Here is a 16,400-nt window from a genome sequence, read left to right as displayed (position 1 = left end):
CTGCCACGTGCGTCTTCCCATCCGGACTTTCACCGTCGGTCCCGGAGTTCCACCGGGTCAACCGCATCTCCTTGCGGACCTGCGGGTCGCGGACTGTCACCGCCGGCTCGGAATTTCACCGACCCCAGAGCACGTGTGGTCTTGCTGTTCGCCGCTCAGTCTATCCGTCCCAACCACCCTTGGAGTGTCATGTCCATCTCAGTCTGGCGTGAGGTCGAGCTGGCGCTGACCCGCAACCACGCCGAGCCGTACGCCGCCGAGGAGTGGGCCGATTTCGAGCACGAGAGCGGCCTCCGGCTGCGCCGGCCCGCGTTCTGGGACGGCGGTGACAGCTGGCGGGTCCGCTTCGCCGCGCCGCTGCCCGGTCGCTGGACGTGGACCAGTGGCTCAGACCACGGGGTGCTCGACGTGGAGTCCGCCGATCCTGAGCAGGACAACCCGTTCTACGCGCACGGCTTCTGGCAGATGTCGCCGGGCGGCCGCAGCCTGGTGCACGCGGACGGCACGCCCGCCATCCTCGCCGGTGACACGGCGTGGGCGCTGCCCTGGCGGGCGACCCCGGAGCAGGTCCGGGAGTACGCCGCCGACCGGCAGGCGAAGGGGTTCAACGCGGTCCTGCTGATGACCGTCCAGCCGGACATGCGGGCCGTCGGCCCGCGCGACCGCACCCAGGACGAGGGTTTCGCGGTCGGTTTCGAGGACCTCGCCGACGGCCACCTCAACCAGCCGAACATCGACTACTTCCAGTACCTCGACGAACTGCTCCGGATCCTGGTCGAGCACGGGCTGGTCCCGGTGCTCCAGCCCGTCTTCCACGGCTTCGGGTGGAAGGGCCTCGACGTCGCCGGCACCGTCGTACCGCCCGCCGAGTACGCCCGCTACTGCCGCTACCTGGTCGCCCGGTACGGCGCTCGACCTGCGATCTACCTGGTCGGCGGGGACGGCTCGGGCCGCGAACCCCAGATCGCAGCCGGCGGGGCCGAGGTCCACGCGACGGACTGCTACGCGCAGCCGACCGGCATCCACTACCGCCCGCACATCCACGCGGACGCCCACCAGGACGCCGACTGGCTGGACTTCCAGTGGTGCCAGACCGGGCACACCGGCGAGCACGTGCCCGAGCGGGTCGCCGACATGTGGCGGAACCAGCCCGCCAAGGCGATCGCGAACGGCGAACCGACGTACGAGAACACCGGGCGGACCGGGGTCGCGGCCGGCTGGTGGCAGGGGCACGAGGCGTGGAGCAACCTCTGCGGGGGCGGGACGATGGGGGTCGTCTACGGCGCCGGCAGCCTGTGGCAGTGGAAGCTGCATCCGGACGAGCCGGGGCACTCGGACTACTTCGCGGCGCCGGGCGCGGGCTGGCGGGAGGCGGTCGGCTTCGAGGGGTCGTCGTACGTCGGTCTGCTCACCAAGATCCTGCGTGGGTTGCCGACGACCGACATGGAGCCGGACTGGACCCGGGTCATCTCCGGCCGGGCGCTGAGCGTGCCAGGCCGGCTGCTGATCATCTACCGGGAGCACGGCGGCACGGTGCCGGTGTTCGACGAGGACGTGCCGCTGCCGTACACGATCATCGACCCTCGCGACGGCTCGGTGGTGGCGACCGGCAAGCGCGACTCGCCGCGCGACGTCCTGCCCGACGCCGGTGGACAGCCGCGCGTGTACATCTGCCTGGCTGACCTATAGTCGTCGTCTGTTAGGGGGTCTCGACGTGAACAACCGCGCGGTGCGCCAGCCAGGGCTGGACGAGTTGCGGCTGCTGGCGAAGGTGGCCCGGATGTACCACGAGAAGGGCATCCGGCAGCCCAAGATCGCGGCCGAGCTCAACCTGTCCCAGGCGCGGGTCTCGCGGATGCTCAAGCAGGCTGTCGAGGTCGGCATCGTGCACACCGTGGTGACCATGCCGAGCGGAGTGCACAGCGACCTCGAGGACGAGCTCCAGGGGCGGTACGGACTGCGGGACGCGGTCGTCGTCGACACCCTCGGCGTGGCCGACGACGTGCTCCCGGCGCTCGGCTCGGGGGCGGCGGCGTACATCGACATGACGCTCACCGGCGGGCACGTCATCGGCATCTCGTCCTGGAGTGAGACCCTGATCAGCGCGGTCGACCGGATGCCGCGCAAGAGCGTGCCGGTCGTGGACCGGGTGGTGCAGATCGTCGGCGGGCTGGGTGACGCCGCGGTGCAGATGCAGGCGACCCGGCTGACCGCGCGGTTCGCCGAGCTGACCGGCGGGATGCCGGTCTACCTGCCCGCCCCGGGCCTGGTCGGGACCCCGGCGGTCCGCCGGGCGATGATGAACGACGTGTCCGTTCGCGACGTTCTGGGCACCTGGGGACAGCTCACCGACGCCCTGGTCGGGATCGGCAGCCTCGAACCCTCGCCGCTGCTGCAGCGCAGTGGGAACGCGGTCGCGGAGGCCGACCAGGACGAGCTGCGCCGGCTCGGCGCGGTGGGCGACGTCTGTTTCCGGTTCTTCGACGAAGAGGGAAAGCACGTGCGCTCGACGTTCGACCAGCGAGTCATCGGGGTGACCGCCAAGGAGCTGCTGGCGGTGCCGCGCCGGATCGGGGTGGCCGGCGGCGACCGGAAGTTCTCCGCGATCCGGGCCGCGCTGCTCGGTGGCTGGGTCAACATCCTGATCACCGACCTGGCGATGGCCAACCGGCTGCTCGACGCCTGATGGATCGCGAGGAGCAGCGGGACGTCTACCGGACGCTCGACCTGGCCCTGCGGGTCGGCGAGGTGCTGCTGTCCAGCGGCGCCGGTACGGCGGACGCCACCGCCACCATTCTCGGCGTCACCGCGGCCGGTGGGCTGCGCGGCTGCGAGGTCGACATCACCTTCACCTCGATGGCGATCTCGTACCAGGCGGCGCCCGACGTCGCGCCGGAGACCCACATCCGCCTGGTCCGCTACCGCTCGCAGGACTTCTCCCGGCTGACCGACGTCGATCAGCTGGTACGGCGTCTTGCCCGGGGTGACGTGACCCGCGACGAAGCGAGTCGCGAGCTGGCGCGGCTGACGTCGGCGGGACCGCCGTACCCACGCTGGAGCGCCGTACTGGCCTGGGGTGTGATGGCCGGTGGCGCGACGCTGCTGCTCGGTGGCGGCTGGCTGATCACGCTGGTCGCGGTCGTCACCGCGATCGTGATCGACCTGAACAACCGGTGGTTCAACCGGCAGCGGCTGCCTGCGTTCTACCAGCAGGTGGCGGGCGCGTTCGTCGCCACCGCGGTCGCATTGATCCTGTACGCCGTTCACGCGCCGGTGAAACCGTCATTGGTCGTTGCCGCGGGCATCATCATGTTGCTGGCCGGCATCGCGCTGACCGGTGCTGTCCAGGACGCGCTCACCGGGTACTACGTGACGGCGGCGGCTCGAAGTCTCGAGGCCATGCTGCTGACCGGCGGGATCATCGCCGGCGTCAGCCTCGGCCTCACGCTGGGGATCAAGCTGGGCCTGAACGTCGGCATCGAGGCTCAGACGATCCAGCTGGCGAACCTGCCGATCATGGTCGGATCCGGTGCGCTGATGGCGGTTGCCTTCGCCTACGCGTCGTACGCGCCGCTGCGCGCCTTGCTCCCGGTCGCGATCATCGGGGCGCTCGGGTCGCTGGTCTTCACGTTGATGACGCGGGCCTCGTTCGGGCCGGCGTGGTCGACGGCGGCCGCGGCCTTCGTGGTCGGTCTCGGGAGCTACTCGCTGGGTCGCCGTACCGGAGTGCCGCCGCTAGTCGTCGTTGTCTCCGGCACCATTCCGCTGCTGCCCGGGCTGACGATCTACAAGGGCCTCTACGAGCTGATGGGGCTGGGCAACCTGATCGGCATCGTCAGCCTGGCCACCGCGGTCGCGATCGGTGTGGCGCTCGCGTCCGGCGTGATCCTCGGCGAGTACGTCGCCCAGCCGATCCGCCGCGAGGCCCGGCGACTCGAGGATCGCCTCGCCGGGCCACGCTTGGTCGGACCACGCCGTCCGGTCCGTCGCCGTACCGGATCCCGCCGGTCCCGCCGGCGGTCTGCCCAGGCTCAGGACGCGACCTAGTAGACCCGGCCGGTGCGCGACCGTCGGTCGCGCCGATGCCGTCGGCGTTGCCCACGAAGGTGGGCGCGAGCCGCCTCAGCTGATCTCCTCCAGGACGACGTCGTCCAGTTGCAGCCAGACGTCTTGGCCGCGGCCGAAGAAGCCGCCGTACAGCTGGATCAGGGACTCGCGGCCGGAGTCGAACTCGACGCTGACCTTCTCGTACGCCGGGTGCGCCCCGCCGGTCTTCTGCGCGATCGTCGTGCCGCGCAGCGTGCGGACGCCGAGCATAGTCTCGGTGTTGTTCTCGGCCGTCCGCATCCAGGCGGACAGGCGGTAGCGGTGGTGCGGCCGGACGGCGACGTTCTGCTGCAGCTGGTGGGTGCCGATCGAGTCGCGGACGTAGGCGTTGTTCGCGCCGCTGTGGCCGAGATTCGTCCGGTCGATGCCGCCGCGGCCGTTGAGCTGCCAGGGTGAAGTCGGCGTACTGCCGGTCTGGTCCTCGAAGCCGGGGTCAGTCACCAGATTGGTGACCTGGCCGTCGTCGGTGAGCTTGGTGCGCATCAGGAACACGTTGTACGGATCCCACTGCGACATCGTGAAGTACAGATCGTCCCCGGACGACCAGGGGTGCAGGTACGTCCCGTACAGACCGGGGAAGTCCTTGCCCTTGACAATGACCTGCTCACCGCTCCACGGACCGGTCAGCGACGTCGACGAGCGCAGTACGACGGATGCCCGGGTCTCGTCCAGGTACATCATCAGCCACTTCCCGACGTGCGCGTTCCACTGCACCGAGACCTCGCTGACCGGGCCGATCGCGATCGGCACCGCCGCGCTCTCCTTCGGCGACCAGGTCCGGCCGTCCCAGTACCGCCAGGCGTTCTTCCGCAGGACCTGCTTCTCCGGGACTCTCGCGACGTGGGCGTTGCCGAAGCGGCCGTTCGGCGTACCGATCATGTAGACGTAGCCCTTGTCGCGGACCAGCGCCACCATCTGGAAGTTGTTGTCCCACGCTTTGGTGTTCTGCCAGCGCGCTCCTGGGTCCTTGGTCCAGGTCTCGCCGTTGTCGTCGGAGTAGGCGAAGCCGGAGTAGTTCGTGAACCAACTGCCGGCCGGGCCCCAGTAGTTGACCGACATGTACTGGACGTACTGCCGCTTGCCGACCGCGATACCGCCGGTCGGGATGACCGTGTGCTCGTCCCGGTCGACCTTCTTGCAGTCGAGGAACTGCTTGGCGTGGCCGGGGCGGTCCTCGGCGGCCGAGTCCAGCGACATCCCGTCGGCCAGGTTGCGGTCCTTGCTGCGGAACAGCAGGTTGCAGCGCCAGTCGATGGTGGCCGGGTCGCCGACGCCGCCCCCGGGTCCGGTCCAGCCACTGCCGTAGCTGTCACCGAACGCGGTCAGGATCTCCCCGGACCCGTTGTCCCACAGGATCCCGAGGTCGGTCGCCTTCAGGGCGAATCGCGCCTCGGTGTCGTTGATCGATCCGGGACCGGTCAGTTTGGCGACGCGTTCGGCGGGCGAGGGCACCGCGGATGCCTGGGCTTCGGAGGTCTGGTCGGACGGCACCAGGGCGGCTCCGATCAGCACGGGCAGGACGAGTAGCAATCGTTTCCGCATCTCGGTCTCCTTGGGCGGGGCAGGACTCAGTGAGAAATCGATTTCCGCCGAACGTAGTCCTTCGTTGTCAACGGGTCAATGGCTGGGTGTGGTTTACTTCCTGCTGGTGCGACTCCAAGGTGTGACGGTCGGGAGCTTCCCGGGCCCGTCGGCTCCGCCGGTGGCGGAGTGACCCGGCGCTGACCGGGGCCACGCGGTGATACCCCGCTTCTAGCTCGGACCCCGCAGCGGTCCCTGACCGGAACTCACAGCCGGAGAGCGAAGCATGTTCACAGGAAGAATCGAGCACACGGCCACCGTCGTCGAGGTTGCCGGCGACGTCCTGCGGGTGAAGTCCGCGATCGCCGTCGCGCCGGGTGGCGCGGTCTGTCTCGACGGGGTCAGGTTCACCGCGGAGCCGGCCGGCGCCGGCGAGGTGCGGGTGAGCGTGACGGACGAGACCAGGCGCCGTACGACGCTGGACCGCATCTCGGCCGGTACGACGATGAACGTCGAGCTCCCGATCGCGGCCGGCGACCGGATCGACGGGCACCTGGTGCAGGGGCACGTCGAAGGGGTCGGCAGGGTCCTCCGGGTCGCCGCCGAACCGGCCGGGCGACGGGTCTGGATCAAGCCGCCGGACCGTCTGCTCGCGAAGCTGGTGGCGAAGACCTCGGTCGCGATCGACGGCGTGAGCATCACCGTGGCCGAGGTGCTGAAGGACCGGTTCTCGGTCGTCCTGGTGCCGAACACCTTGGAGAAGACCACGCTCGGCGCGGTGGCCGAAGGCGACCGGGTCAACCTGGAGAGCGATCTGCTGGTCCGGATGGCGCGCGACGGTCAGGGACCCGAGCTGCTGAAGGCGGTCAGCCGGCTGCCGTGGGCGGGTCAGCTCAGTGGCGAGATCGGCGTACAGAAGGTCGTCGCGCAGATCGCCGCCGGTGGTGGGGTCGTGGTCTGGGATCCGACCGCGGAGAGCGAGGGTGATGTCGTCTTCGCCGGTGAGCGGTTCCGGCCGCAGGCGATGACGTTCCTGCTGACGAACGCTTGTGGACACACGACGATCCCGTGCGCGGCCGACGTGCTGGAGCGGCTGGAGATCCCGCCGATGCCGGGTGAGGGCGATCGGCAGGGTACGGCGATGCACGTGTCGATCGATCTCGCGTCCGCCGCCGGGACCGGCGTGTCCGCGGCTGAGCGGGCGGCGACGATTCGCCGGCTGGCGGCGGCGGACGCCGTACCGACGGACTTCCTGCGGCCGGGGCACGTGTTCCCGCTCGCCGCGCGGCCCGGGCTGCTGGCCGAGCGGCTCGGGCACACCGAGGCGACGGTCGCGTTGTGTCGCGCGGCCGGGCTGGCGCCGGTGGGTGTGTGCTGCGAGGTGATGCGGCCGGACGGGGTGATGGCCGGTCCCGCTGATCTGGAGCAGTTCGCGTTGCGGTGGGAGTTGCCGATGATCGACATCCACGACCTGGTCCGATGGCTGTGAACGGCGCCGAGCTGTACGACGATCCCGTCTTCCTCGACGGTTACCGGGAGCTGCGGCGCGAGGGGCTCGGGCTCAACGACGAGCTCGAGATCCCGGCGATGAACGCCGTACTGCCGCCGGTCGAGGGGCTGCGAGTCGTGGATCTCGGGTGTGGTGAAGGGGGTCTGGCCGTGCGGCTGGCTTCGGGTGGGGCTGAGGTGATCGCGGTCGATGCTTCGGAGCAGATGCTGGCGGCTGCTGCCCGGCATCCGCGGGTGCGCTATGTCCGGGCGGACCTGGCCGACTTCGACCTGCCGTCCGAATCGGTGGACCTGGTGGTGAGCAGCCTGGCGTTGCACTACGTCGAGGACTTCGGCGGCTTGGTCGCGCGGGTCGCGCAGTGGCTGAAACCAGGCGGGTCCTTCGTGTTCTCGGTCGAGCATCCGGTGGTGACGGCGCCGCTGACCGCGGCCGACTGCGTCGTCGACGACTACGCGGACGAGGGCCCACGGCAACGGACCTGGTTCGTCGACGGTGTGATCAAGTATCACCGCACCATCGGGACCATGCTGAGAGTGCTGCGGGAGCAGGGATTCCGCCTGGACGTGGTGGACGAACCGGTGCCGACCCGTTCGCAGGCAGAACGCTCGCCGCAGCTCGCTGTCCATCGGCGACGGCCGGCGTTACTCCTGGTCGCGGCCGTCCGTTAGAGTTACTGACTGGAAACATCGGCTGATCGCCGGGGTGGCCCGGCGGGCTCGGAGGATCGACGTGGCTTTGGGTAGGACATCCCCGCGGGACCTGCCGTTGTTCGCGGATCTGTCCGGACGCGACATCAGAGACATCTTCCGGGCCGGCGAGGAGGTCTCGGTGCCGGCCGGCTGGTCGCTGATCCTGGAGCAGACCCCGCCGGACGCGGCGTACCTGATCCTGAGCGGCACCGCGGCGGTCCGGGTGAAGGGCGAGCAGATCGCCGAGCTCGGTCCGGGCGACATCGCCGGCGAGGTGGCGGTCCGGAAGAACACGTTGCGCACGGCAACGGTAACGGCGAAGTCGCGGCTGCAGCTGCTGCACTTCACCCGGGAGAAGTTCGACGACCTGACCAACCGGCTGCCCGCGTTCCGGGACGCGATCGACGCCACCATCGCCGAGCGCCGCGGTGGCTCCTGACCCTGCGGTGCCGGCCGATCCGGCCGCCGTGCAGCGGGACTTCGAGCAGGCGCTGCTCGGCGGCGAGCGGAAGTTCACCCGGATCCAGGTGTCGGAGCGGGCCGGGATCTCGATCGCCCGGGCCGAGCGGATGTGGCACGCGCTCGGGTTCGCGACCGTGCCGGACGACGAGGTCGCCTTCACCGACGGCGACGTCGAGGCGCTGCGGCTGGTCGCGGCCCTCGAGGACGACGGGTTCATCGACCCCGAGCTGGAGTCGTCGCTGGCCCGCAAGCTCGGCCAGACCCAGTCCCGGCTCGCGTCCTGGCAGTCCGCGATGTTCCTGGAGTTCCTCGGCACCTCGAAGCTGTCCGCCGACGAGGCGATCGAGGTGGCCGGGCTGCTGCTCCCGGCGATGGAGCGGCTGCAGACCTACGTCTGGCGCCGTCACCTGGCCGCGGCCGCCGGTCGGGCGGTGGCGGGCTCGGACCAGCTCGCCCGCGGGATCCGCGCGGTCGGGTTCGCCGACATCGTCAGCTACACCCGGCTTGCCCGCCGGCTGACCGAGGTCGAGCTCGGTCAGCTGATCGAGCGCTTCGAGGGCACGGCCGCGGACGTGGTCGCGCTGAACGGCGGCCGGGTGATCAAGTCGATCGGCGACGAGGTGCTGTTCGTCACCGACACTGCCGCGCAGGGAGCCGCGGTCGCCCTCGCCCTGCAGGACGCCGTCACCGCGGCGGGCGACCTGCCCGAGCTGCGCATCGGTCTTGCGTACGGCAACATCCTGATCCGGCTCGGCGACGTGTACGGCGAGGTGGTCAACCTGGCCGCCCGCCTCACCTCGGAGTGCAAACCCGGTCGCGTCCTCGCCGACCGGGAGCTGGCGGCGGCGCTGGACGGCCACTCGGACTACCGGTTGCGCCGGCTCCGGCGAGTCTCGGTCCGCGGCTACCACCACTTGGTCCCGTACGCCGTGCAACGTGCGGAGTGAGTCAGAATTGCCTGTGTGCGCGAGATTCTGACGACGGCCGAGTTGGCGACGGCGAGTGCCGGTGATCCGCTGATCGTCTGGGCCGGGCAGGGTCTCCGTCCGGGCGTCCGAGCCTGGTACGACGGGGAGGCGGTGGCCGTCGCCGCGCCTGACCTGTCGAAGCGCGATCGCCTCGCGGTCGTCGGTCCGGCCGATGCGGTCGCGCGGCTCGCGGTCGAGGTCTTCGCCGAGCTCGGGACGAGTTTCCGTCCGTTCGGCGACGAGCAGTTGATCCGGGAGCTCGCCGACCGGGTGCCGGGGCTGTCGTTCTCGGCTGCCTTCGGCTGGATGGACACGAGTGAGCTTTCCGCGGTGACCACCACGGCCGCCTGGCTCGACGGCGACGACGGTGTCGAGGCATTACTCGCTGATGCCGCGCCGTCGTCGTACGCCTGGCCCGGGCGTTCCGGCGTACGGCGGTGGGCGGCGGTGACTGGTGATCGCGGCGAGCTGCTGAGTATTGCGGCGGACGCGTGGAGCGCACCGGAGATCGGCTTCCTGGCCGGCGTCGCCACCGCCCACGTTGCCCGCGGCAAAGGCCTGGCCCGCCAGGTGTGCGGCTTCGCCACGGCCGAGCTGATGAAGCACCACGGCCGTGTCGGCCTGATGGTCGATCGCGACAACGCCGCTGCCATCGCGGTGTATCACCGGCTTGGGTACACGTACCGGCCCGTGGCCGCGGCAGGCATCACCGCCGGGTGACTGAATGGTTGCAGGGGTCTTTCAGTAGCTGCCGTGGTGTTGGGTCGGGTCGTCCGGGGAGAACCGGACAGCCCAGGTGGCGGCGTCGGCGAAGGTTGGGGCGCCGAGGAGGCCGGCGGCGGCGAGGTTCGGTGGTGTGGTGGCCTGTCGCCATTGGTCGGGGCGGAGGCCGACGTACTTGAGGTGGGTCAGCTCCTCCAGCACCTGGTAGTCCTGCGCCACAGCCTTCGAGAGGTCCAGCGATTGCAGGGCCGGCAATGAGCGCAGTGGGGTGAGGTCGACCGGTAGGCGGGTCTGGATCTGGAGTCGGCGCAGCGTCGGGTGCCCGCTCAGCGCCTTCAGGTCGATCTGGTCGAGGCCGATGAAGAGTTCCTCGACCGGGGTGTCCTGGAGCGGCCCGAGCTCGGCGGTCGCGCAGTTCGTCAGGGCGACGTGCCAGAGGACGGGCAGGCCGCGGACCGGCTCGAGATCGACCTGGAAGGCGTTCTTCACCCGCAGGTCCTGGATGCCTTCGTGCACGCCTTGGAGGGGCGCGGCCTGTCCGTTGACCTCGAGCAGCCGTGGGTCCTGATCGTCGGCGGCTTTCCACTGGGTGGTGACGACGCCGTTCGAGGCGGTGTAGTCGCCTCGGTCCAGCGCCTCGACGTGCAGCCGCAACAAGGTGGTCACCGAGTCGGCGACGTAGACCGGGCCGGTCCGGTGGTCCTTGCCGATCCGGACGACCTGCCCCGGGCTGCCTTGCGGACCTGGGTCCAGGTCGACGGCGAGGAAGTTGCCGAAGGTGTCACCGGCGAACGGGATCCACGCCGGCCAGTCCACTGCTCGCCGTACCGCCAGGGCCGGAACACAGTCGAGCAGTGGCGGGCTGGACACCTCGGTCGTCCAATTGCGCTCGCCCCACCAGCGGTCGAGGATCGGGTCCGCGACCGACTCGAGCCCGAACCACACGTGGTTGTCGAAGATCCCGGCGTCGCCGTCGCCGTCGATCACGGAGTAGAGCGCGAGGAGGTCCTGCGGCAGGTCGGTGTTGTGCGGCTGCACCGGCGGGGGCAGCTTGCCGAACAGCTCACCCGGCTTCCGGTCCAGGATCCGCTCGACGTGGTCGACGTATCGGTGGAGGAGCGCGACGGCCTCGTTCGGATCACCTGCCGGTACGGCGTTCGCCGGGCCGGACTGGAGTTCGGCGGGCTCGAACGGCAGGTCGTACGGGCCGAGGACGTAGAGGTAGCCGGGGTCGAGCGCCTTGAGGGACTCGCTGGTGACGGCTTCGTATTCACCCGAGGCGTGGACGACGAGGTCGAGCAGGACGGAGTCGACCGCATCGACCGCCTCGTGGAGTCGGGTGAGCTGCTTGTGGAGACGCTCGCCGTCGTCGTCCCGATAGGGCCCGTCGTCGGGCAGGTAGCGCGGGCCGTTGCGATAGGTCCAGGTGTCGCCGATCGTCGCGGTCAGCGTGGCCTGCCGCCAACCTTCCGGCCCGTCCTCGGCGACCGCACGCGCGATCGCCGCGAGGACGTCGGCAGCCCTCACGCGCCGTTGTTCCAGGCGGAGTCGGCGAGGATGGCGCGCTCGTCGTCGGTGGCCGGGCGGGTCCAGAGGACGCCAGGGACCTCGGAGGCCACCATGCGGGCCAGCAGACCGCGCAGGAGATCCATCGGCGGCGTTTGCGGCTGGGCCTGCCGAGCTTGGCTGTAGTGGTCCAGCACGCGGACCAGGTCCAGCACCAGGTGGTTGGTGTGCCGGCTCCGGTCCGCCTCCATCCTCTCGCGGGCCCGGTCGAAGGCTTCCTCGTCCGACGCGCCGTGCTGCCTCGCGTGCTCCGCCTGGGCCGACATGGCGTCCCGCTCCTCGCGCAGGCTGAGACCGGTCGCGTGGACGACTGCCTCGACCATGCTGTCGCCGTTCCAGGAGCCGCCGGTGACGCGCTGGTCGTTGTGGCGCATCAGCACGTCCATGACCAGGTCCGCGAAAGCTGAGCCGTCCATCCCGTCGACGCCCTCGGCGGGGAACCGGCCGTCCCGCAGGTGCAGCACGCCGGGCTGCTCCTGGTCGGCGAACTCGTCCAGCAACCGCCCGACCGCACTCACCGGGTACGACACCGCATCCGAGCCGAGGGCAACGAACCGCTGGGTGAGCAGGTAGAGCGAGATGACGCAATGCGGCGCGAACAGCATCACCTGCCCGCTGCTCCCGTCGACGGAGATCGGACCGTCCTTGCTCTTGTGGTACGCCTGCAGGCCGGCCATCAGAGCAGTCTCCTGCTCCTCGGTCAGCGCGAACTCCCAGTCCCACTTGCGTTCCACCGCGAACTCTTCGTCCAGCTCGTCGTCAGGACCGCGGAGCAGCCACCACAGCACCAGGGCGATCAGCAGGACGATGACGGCAACGATTCCGAGCACGATCCACACAGGGCGTTTCCTCACACGACGGGCGACAAAGCCGTCACCTTAGTGTGCGGTGGGGGCCACCGCTCAGCGCGTGGGCTGGACGGTCAGGGTCACGCTCGGGCGCGGAGTCGTTGTCGGGTTGGTGCTCGCGCCTGGTGTGGTGCTCGCGCTTGGTGTGGTGCTCGTGCTTGGTGTGGTGCTGGGGGTCGTCGTGGTGGCCGGGGCCGGTGGTGGGGAGAACGACGCCTTGTCGGAGTTCTTGCAGGTCTGCGGCTCGGTGCCGGCCCCGTCGTCGATCATCACCGGCAGCGGGAAGCTGTTGCTGGTGGCGTCGGTGTTGTCGAAGTACGTCGCGCAGTCCTGCTTGCGCAGGGTGATCGGGCTGCCGTCCTGGTCGTACAGCCGGACCGGAACCTGCTTGCCCTGGGCATCGAACGGGTAGATGTTCGTGATCGGCGTGCCGTTCAGCACCAGGCCGTCCTGGTACGACGCCGAGCTGCCGCTGTAGTCGTCGTACCCGTTGAGGAAGCCGAACGAAGCGCCCATGTAGGCGGCGGCCAGGAAGGCCGGCACCGCGACCGCCGCGACGACGTTGAGCGGTACGACGTACCAGAGCCAGTGCGCGTCCTGCTGGGTCTTGCGGCCGATCCAGATCGACACCGCGGCCCCGGCCAGCGCGCCGACCACCGTGACCGCGCCGGCGCCGAACAGCGCGAAGAACCCGCCACCGCCGGTCGCGCCGCGGGCGACCCACCAGACCGGCTGACCGATGGTGACCAGCTCGCGGCGGACGTTCGGCGGGATCTGGTCGACCAGGCCGCGGACGGCCTCGGCACCCTTCGCGCCGCGGGGTGTCTCGAGCACGATCCGCGGGTCGTGGTCGTGCAGGGCGCGCACGCCGAGGTACGCCGCGGCGAACAGCACGCCGAACCCGAGGACCCCGAAGAACAAGGTCTCCTCGTGCGACCAAGCGAAGATGCCGATGGCAACGAAGAACGGTCCTACGGTGGCCGCGATCAGACCCCAGCGCAGCGCCTTCCGGGCGGCGTCCCGATCCGCGACCGGCTGCGTGCGAGGCGGGTACCCGGCCGCGGTCCGCAGCTCGTCGGCGTACTCCCGCGGTGTGCCGAGCCGCTCCTGCAGGCCTGCGGTGGTCGGCTCGTGCTCGAACTCGGCCCCCACCTCGGTGAGGTGACCGCTGACGTCCTCGAGCACGTCCTCCAGCTCGCCCGGTGGCAGATCGCTCAGCTCGGCCCGCACCTGGGCCAGGTAGATCGCGACGGCTCCGGTCAGGGTGCTGTTCACGCGGCCTCCTCCTCCGACAGCAGCACCGACATCGTGTCGGCGAAGTGGTTCCAGGTCTTGGTCGACTGGGCCAGCATGTCCCGGCCGGTCTTGTTCAGGCCGTAGTACTTCCGGTGCGGCCCCTCCTCACTGGGCTGCACGTACGACGTCAGCGCCCCGGCCGCGAACAGCCGCCGCAACGTCCCGTACACCGACGCGTCCGCGACATCCTCCAGCCCCGCCTGCCGCAACCGCCGCAACACGTCGTACCCGTACCCGTCGGCATCCCGCAGCACGGCGAGCACCGCCAGATCCAGTACACCTTTGAGCAACTGGCTCGTGTCCACACCAACCTCCTCACACACCGGGAGGCCAGGGCCCCCTCAGACCCCGCCTCCCAGTGCTACACCGACCACACTACTACACAATGCGCAGTACTCCACAACACATCATCTGAGGCGTTCGACTGTGATCCCCCACGCCCCCGCTACGCCCGCTCCTACGTCGCGAGCTCGCCGGCCGCTCCCACCCACCCGACTTCTGCGCGCTGCCGCGCGCCCTCGACCACACCGTGGTCCCGCGCTCGCGTAGGTCCGACACCTACCGTGCTAGCGGCCGGCCGGAGCCGTGGATCGGCGCCGCCAGGCCGCCTCACCGACCGCCACCTCATCGACCGTCGGTCCGCCAACCGCCGCCCCACCAAACCCCGCCCCACCAACCGCCGGTCCGCTGACCGCCCCGCACCGACCGCCACCCCACCGATCGCCCACCCCATCGCCCACCCATCGACCGCCACCCCATCGACCGCCTACCTTCGTTGGCGCCTCCGCGGCGACTCGGCAGTTGCCTCCTTACCCGCTACGCCGTCGGCTCCTCAGACGTGCTGGCGTTGGTCGGCAGTGGTGGCTGCGAGAGCAGCTCCATGCGGCGGCGGAGCTGGCGGGGGTAGTAGAGGCCGGAGTACAGCAGCAGCGTGGCCGATGTGCCGTAGATCAGGGCCCAGAACGAGCCTGACACCGCGGAGCCGACGGCGTTGATCACCATCAGCGCGCCGATCGCCGTTCTGAACCTGGGGCCTGGGATCCAGGTGGATGACGAACCCAGCTGATGCGAGGCGATCCGCAGCGCCGCCGCCCGGATCTCGGGGTCGGACGGCACCGGTCCGCGTCGAGCAGCGCGGTGCGCGAGTTCCAGCTTCTCGGCCGGCAGGTCGCCCTCGACCTCCGCGAGTTCGCGGCGTATCCGCGGCTCGAATCGCCACATCGCGAAGGCGAACATGACTCCGCTGACTGCGGCAAACCCAGCGGTTGTCGCCCAACTCGCCCCGTCCGTCCTGACGAAGAGGCCCATCCCCACCGCGCCGATCAGCCCGAACGACACGGATATAAGCCACCCGGAGAAGAACCTCTGCACGGGCCAATCATCCAGATCGGCTCCCCGGCGCGCCAGGTCAGCAATTTCGATCAAGTCGGGTGGGAGGTGGGGCGGGCACAGTAGGGGGATGGTGGATGTGTTCGAGGAGTTCGTGGCGGTGGTGGCCGAGGGGTTGGCTGCGCCGGGCGAGCTGGTGGGCGGGGCGGACCTGGCGGGTCGGGTGCATCTGTCGCGGTTCCACTTCGACCGGGTGATCGGGGCGGTCGCGGGCGAGTCGCCGTACGCGTTCCGTCGGAGGGTTCTGCTCGAGCGGGCGGCGTACCGGCTGCTGGCGGAGGACTCGCCGGTACTCGACGTCGCGGTGGAGGCCGGGTACGGGTCGCACGAGGCGTTCACGCGGGCGTTCGTGCGGGCCTATGGAATGTCGCCGCGGGAGTGGCGTCGGGAGTCGTCGCGGGTGTTCTTCCTGTCGGCTCCGAGTGGGGTTCATTTTCAGCCACCGGCGGGCCTTCGGCTGCCGGCGCGGAAAGAGGTGAGAGGGATGGATGTCCTGGTCAGAATGGTCGAGCACCACGTCTGGCTGACCGGCGAGATGATCGAACGCGGCGCCCGCCTGGACGCGGCCACGCTCGACCGGCCGATCGAGCTTTCGGTGGAGGGGATCGACGACGACATCTCGATCCGGTACCTGCTGGATCGCCTGGTCTGGCAGGAGGAGATGTGGCTGGCGTCGGTCGAGGACCGCCCGTTCCAGGTCCCCGAATGCGGCCGCCAGGTGGTCACCCCGATCCCGGAGCTCCGCGAACGGCACGCCGTCGCCGGCGCCCGCTTCGTTGCCTTGGTCAACCAGCTGAGGGATGAGGGCCGCTTCGACGAGTCCTTCGTCGACACCACGTGCGAACCACCGCGCGTCTTCACGTACGGCGGCATGGTCGCCCACGTCCTCACCTTCGCCGCCCACCGCCGATCCCTCCTGATCGGCGCTTTCCACACCGCCGGCATCACCGACCTGGGCTTCGGTGACCCCATGCACCACGTAGCCGAAGGCAAGTAGTCACGGAACCGTGACCACCGCGGGCGCCTCCGGGTCGGTGAGCGCGTACCGGTAGGCAGCGGCCACCTCGGCGGCCGGCGTGGAGTGCGGGATGTCCCAGCCCGCCGGAATGCTCTCGGTCACCCACCCCGGGGCCACGACATGGGCACGGACCCCACTCGGCAACTCCCGCCGAGCAGCCGTGACGAAGGCGGCCAGCGCCGCATTCACCGCCGTACCCCCAGAACCACCCTCCAGCTCCGGCGCCGCACCACCCGTCAGCAGCACCACACCCCCACTCATCAGCCCCGCCGCAACCCGAAGCACCTCGATCTGCCCAAACAA

The 16,400-nt window shown here is 70.0% G+C and carries 16 protein-coding genes and 1 riboswitch; of the genes, 9 read left to right on the top strand and 7 right to left on the bottom strand.

The annotated features are described in order from the left end of the window. Window positions 1–3 precede the first annotated feature (3 nt). Window positions 4–137: riboswitch (FMN riboswitch) on the bottom strand. Window positions 138–189: 52 nt separating this feature from the next. The 3 genes from ACWCOV_RS07825 to ACWCOV_RS07815 are packed head-to-tail and all read left to right on the top strand — an operon-like array spanning window position 190 to window position 4,047. Further along, entirely contained in the window at window positions 190–1,689 is a 1,500-nt protein-coding gene (locus ACWCOV_RS07825; RefSeq protein ID WP_449828457.1) for an apiosidase-like domain-containing protein, read from the top strand. 25 nt (window positions 1,690–1,714) lie between these two features. Beyond that, window positions 1,715–2,686 (top strand): sugar-binding transcriptional regulator, encoded by a 972-nt coding sequence (locus ACWCOV_RS07820; RefSeq protein WP_449828456.1) that lies wholly within the window; start codon window positions 1,715–1,717, stop codon window positions 2,684–2,686. Further along, a complete protein-coding gene (locus ACWCOV_RS07815) occupies window positions 2,686–4,047 on the top strand; it encodes a threonine/serine ThrE exporter family protein (RefSeq protein ID WP_449828455.1) in 1,362 nt (453 codons plus the stop codon). The genes ACWCOV_RS07820 and ACWCOV_RS07815 overlap by 1 nt, the downstream gene beginning before the upstream one ends. A 75-nt stretch (window positions 4,048–4,122) precedes the next feature. Here ACWCOV_RS07815 and ACWCOV_RS07810 read toward each other — a convergent pair whose 3' ends face one another. Beyond that, window positions 4,123–5,649, bottom strand: a complete 1,527-nt coding sequence (locus ACWCOV_RS07810; protein ID WP_449828454.1) for a DUF4185 domain-containing protein — start codon at window positions 5,647–5,649, stop codon at window positions 4,123–4,125. 265 nt (window positions 5,650–5,914) lie between these two features. Between ACWCOV_RS07810 and ACWCOV_RS07805 the strand changes: the two genes are divergently transcribed. The 5 genes from ACWCOV_RS07805 to ACWCOV_RS07785 all read left to right on the top strand — a co-directional run bounded on the left by ACWCOV_RS07805 (window position 5,915) and on the right by ACWCOV_RS07785 (window position 9,977). Next, the gene (locus ACWCOV_RS07805; protein WP_449828453.1) at window positions 5,915–7,117 is read left to right on the top strand and encodes a 3,4-dihydroxy-2-butanone-4-phosphate synthase; all 1,203 of its coding nucleotides are present in this window, start codon (window positions 5,915–5,917) and stop codon (window positions 7,115–7,117) included. Beyond that, window positions 7,108–7,806 (top strand): class I SAM-dependent methyltransferase, encoded by a 699-nt coding sequence (locus ACWCOV_RS07800; protein ID WP_449828452.1) that lies wholly within the window; start codon window positions 7,108–7,110, stop codon window positions 7,804–7,806. Before ACWCOV_RS07805 ends, ACWCOV_RS07800 begins: the two co-directional genes overlap by 10 nt. 61 nt (window positions 7,807–7,867) lie before the next feature. Then, the gene (locus ACWCOV_RS07795) at window positions 7,868–8,266 is read left to right on the top strand and encodes a cyclic nucleotide-binding domain-containing protein (protein WP_396385443.1); all 399 of its coding nucleotides are present in this window, start codon (window positions 7,868–7,870) and stop codon (window positions 8,264–8,266) included. Beyond that, window positions 8,256–9,236: an adenylate/guanylate cyclase domain-containing protein gene (locus ACWCOV_RS07790; protein WP_449828451.1), complete on the top strand. Its 981-nt coding sequence runs from the start codon at window positions 8,256–8,258 to the stop codon at window positions 9,234–9,236. Before ACWCOV_RS07795 ends, ACWCOV_RS07790 begins: the two co-directional genes overlap by 11 nt. Before the next feature lie 15 nt (window positions 9,237–9,251). After that, window positions 9,252–9,977 (top strand): GNAT family N-acetyltransferase, encoded by a 726-nt coding sequence (locus ACWCOV_RS07785; RefSeq protein ID WP_449828450.1) that lies wholly within the window; start codon window positions 9,252–9,254, stop codon window positions 9,975–9,977. A gap of 21 nt (window positions 9,978–9,998) precedes the next feature. On the opposite strand, the gene ACWCOV_RS07780 is transcribed toward ACWCOV_RS07785, so the two are convergent. The 5 genes from ACWCOV_RS07780 to ACWCOV_RS07760 all read right to left on the bottom strand — a co-directional run bounded on the left by ACWCOV_RS07780 (window position 9,999) and on the right by ACWCOV_RS07760 (window position 15,061). Continuing rightward, window positions 9,999–11,507, bottom strand: coding sequence for an SMI1/KNR4 family protein (locus tag ACWCOV_RS07780; protein WP_449828449.1), 1,509 nt, complete (start codon window positions 11,505–11,507; stop codon window positions 9,999–10,001). After that, window positions 11,504–12,385 (bottom strand): hypothetical protein, encoded by an 882-nt coding sequence (locus tag ACWCOV_RS07775; protein WP_449828448.1) that lies wholly within the window; start codon window positions 12,383–12,385, stop codon window positions 11,504–11,506. Before ACWCOV_RS07775 ends, ACWCOV_RS07780 begins: the two co-directional genes overlap by 4 nt. 63 nt (window positions 12,386–12,448) lie before the next feature. Then, window positions 12,449–13,669, bottom strand: a complete 1,221-nt coding sequence (locus tag ACWCOV_RS07770; protein WP_449828447.1) for a DUF1700 domain-containing protein — start codon at window positions 13,667–13,669, stop codon at window positions 12,449–12,451. After that, the gene (locus tag ACWCOV_RS07765; protein WP_449828446.1) at window positions 13,666–13,995 is read right to left on the bottom strand and encodes a PadR family transcriptional regulator; all 330 of its coding nucleotides are present in this window, start codon (window positions 13,993–13,995) and stop codon (window positions 13,666–13,668) included. Before ACWCOV_RS07765 ends, ACWCOV_RS07770 begins: the two co-directional genes overlap by 4 nt. A 511-nt stretch (window positions 13,996–14,506) precedes the next feature. After that, window positions 14,507–15,061 (bottom strand): hypothetical protein, encoded by a 555-nt coding sequence (locus ACWCOV_RS07760; protein ID WP_449828445.1) that lies wholly within the window; start codon window positions 15,059–15,061, stop codon window positions 14,507–14,509. Between the two features lie 88 nt (window positions 15,062–15,149). Here ACWCOV_RS07760 and ACWCOV_RS07755 point away from each other — a divergent pair, with 88 nt between their 5' ends. Beyond that, window positions 15,150–16,076, top strand: coding sequence for a helix-turn-helix domain-containing protein (locus ACWCOV_RS07755; RefSeq protein ID WP_449828444.1), 927 nt, complete (start codon window positions 15,150–15,152; stop codon window positions 16,074–16,076). Here ACWCOV_RS07755 and ACWCOV_RS07750 read toward each other — a convergent pair whose 3' ends face one another. Next, complete coding sequence (locus ACWCOV_RS07750; protein ID WP_449828627.1) at window positions 16,077–16,358, bottom strand: hypothetical protein; 282 nt, start codon at window positions 16,356–16,358, stop codon at window positions 16,077–16,079. Window positions 16,359–16,400 lie beyond the last annotated feature (42 nt).

It is taken from the genome of Kribbella sp. NPDC002412, from assembly GCF_053592935.1.
This window is presented reverse-complemented; position numbering and strand designations above follow the sequence as displayed.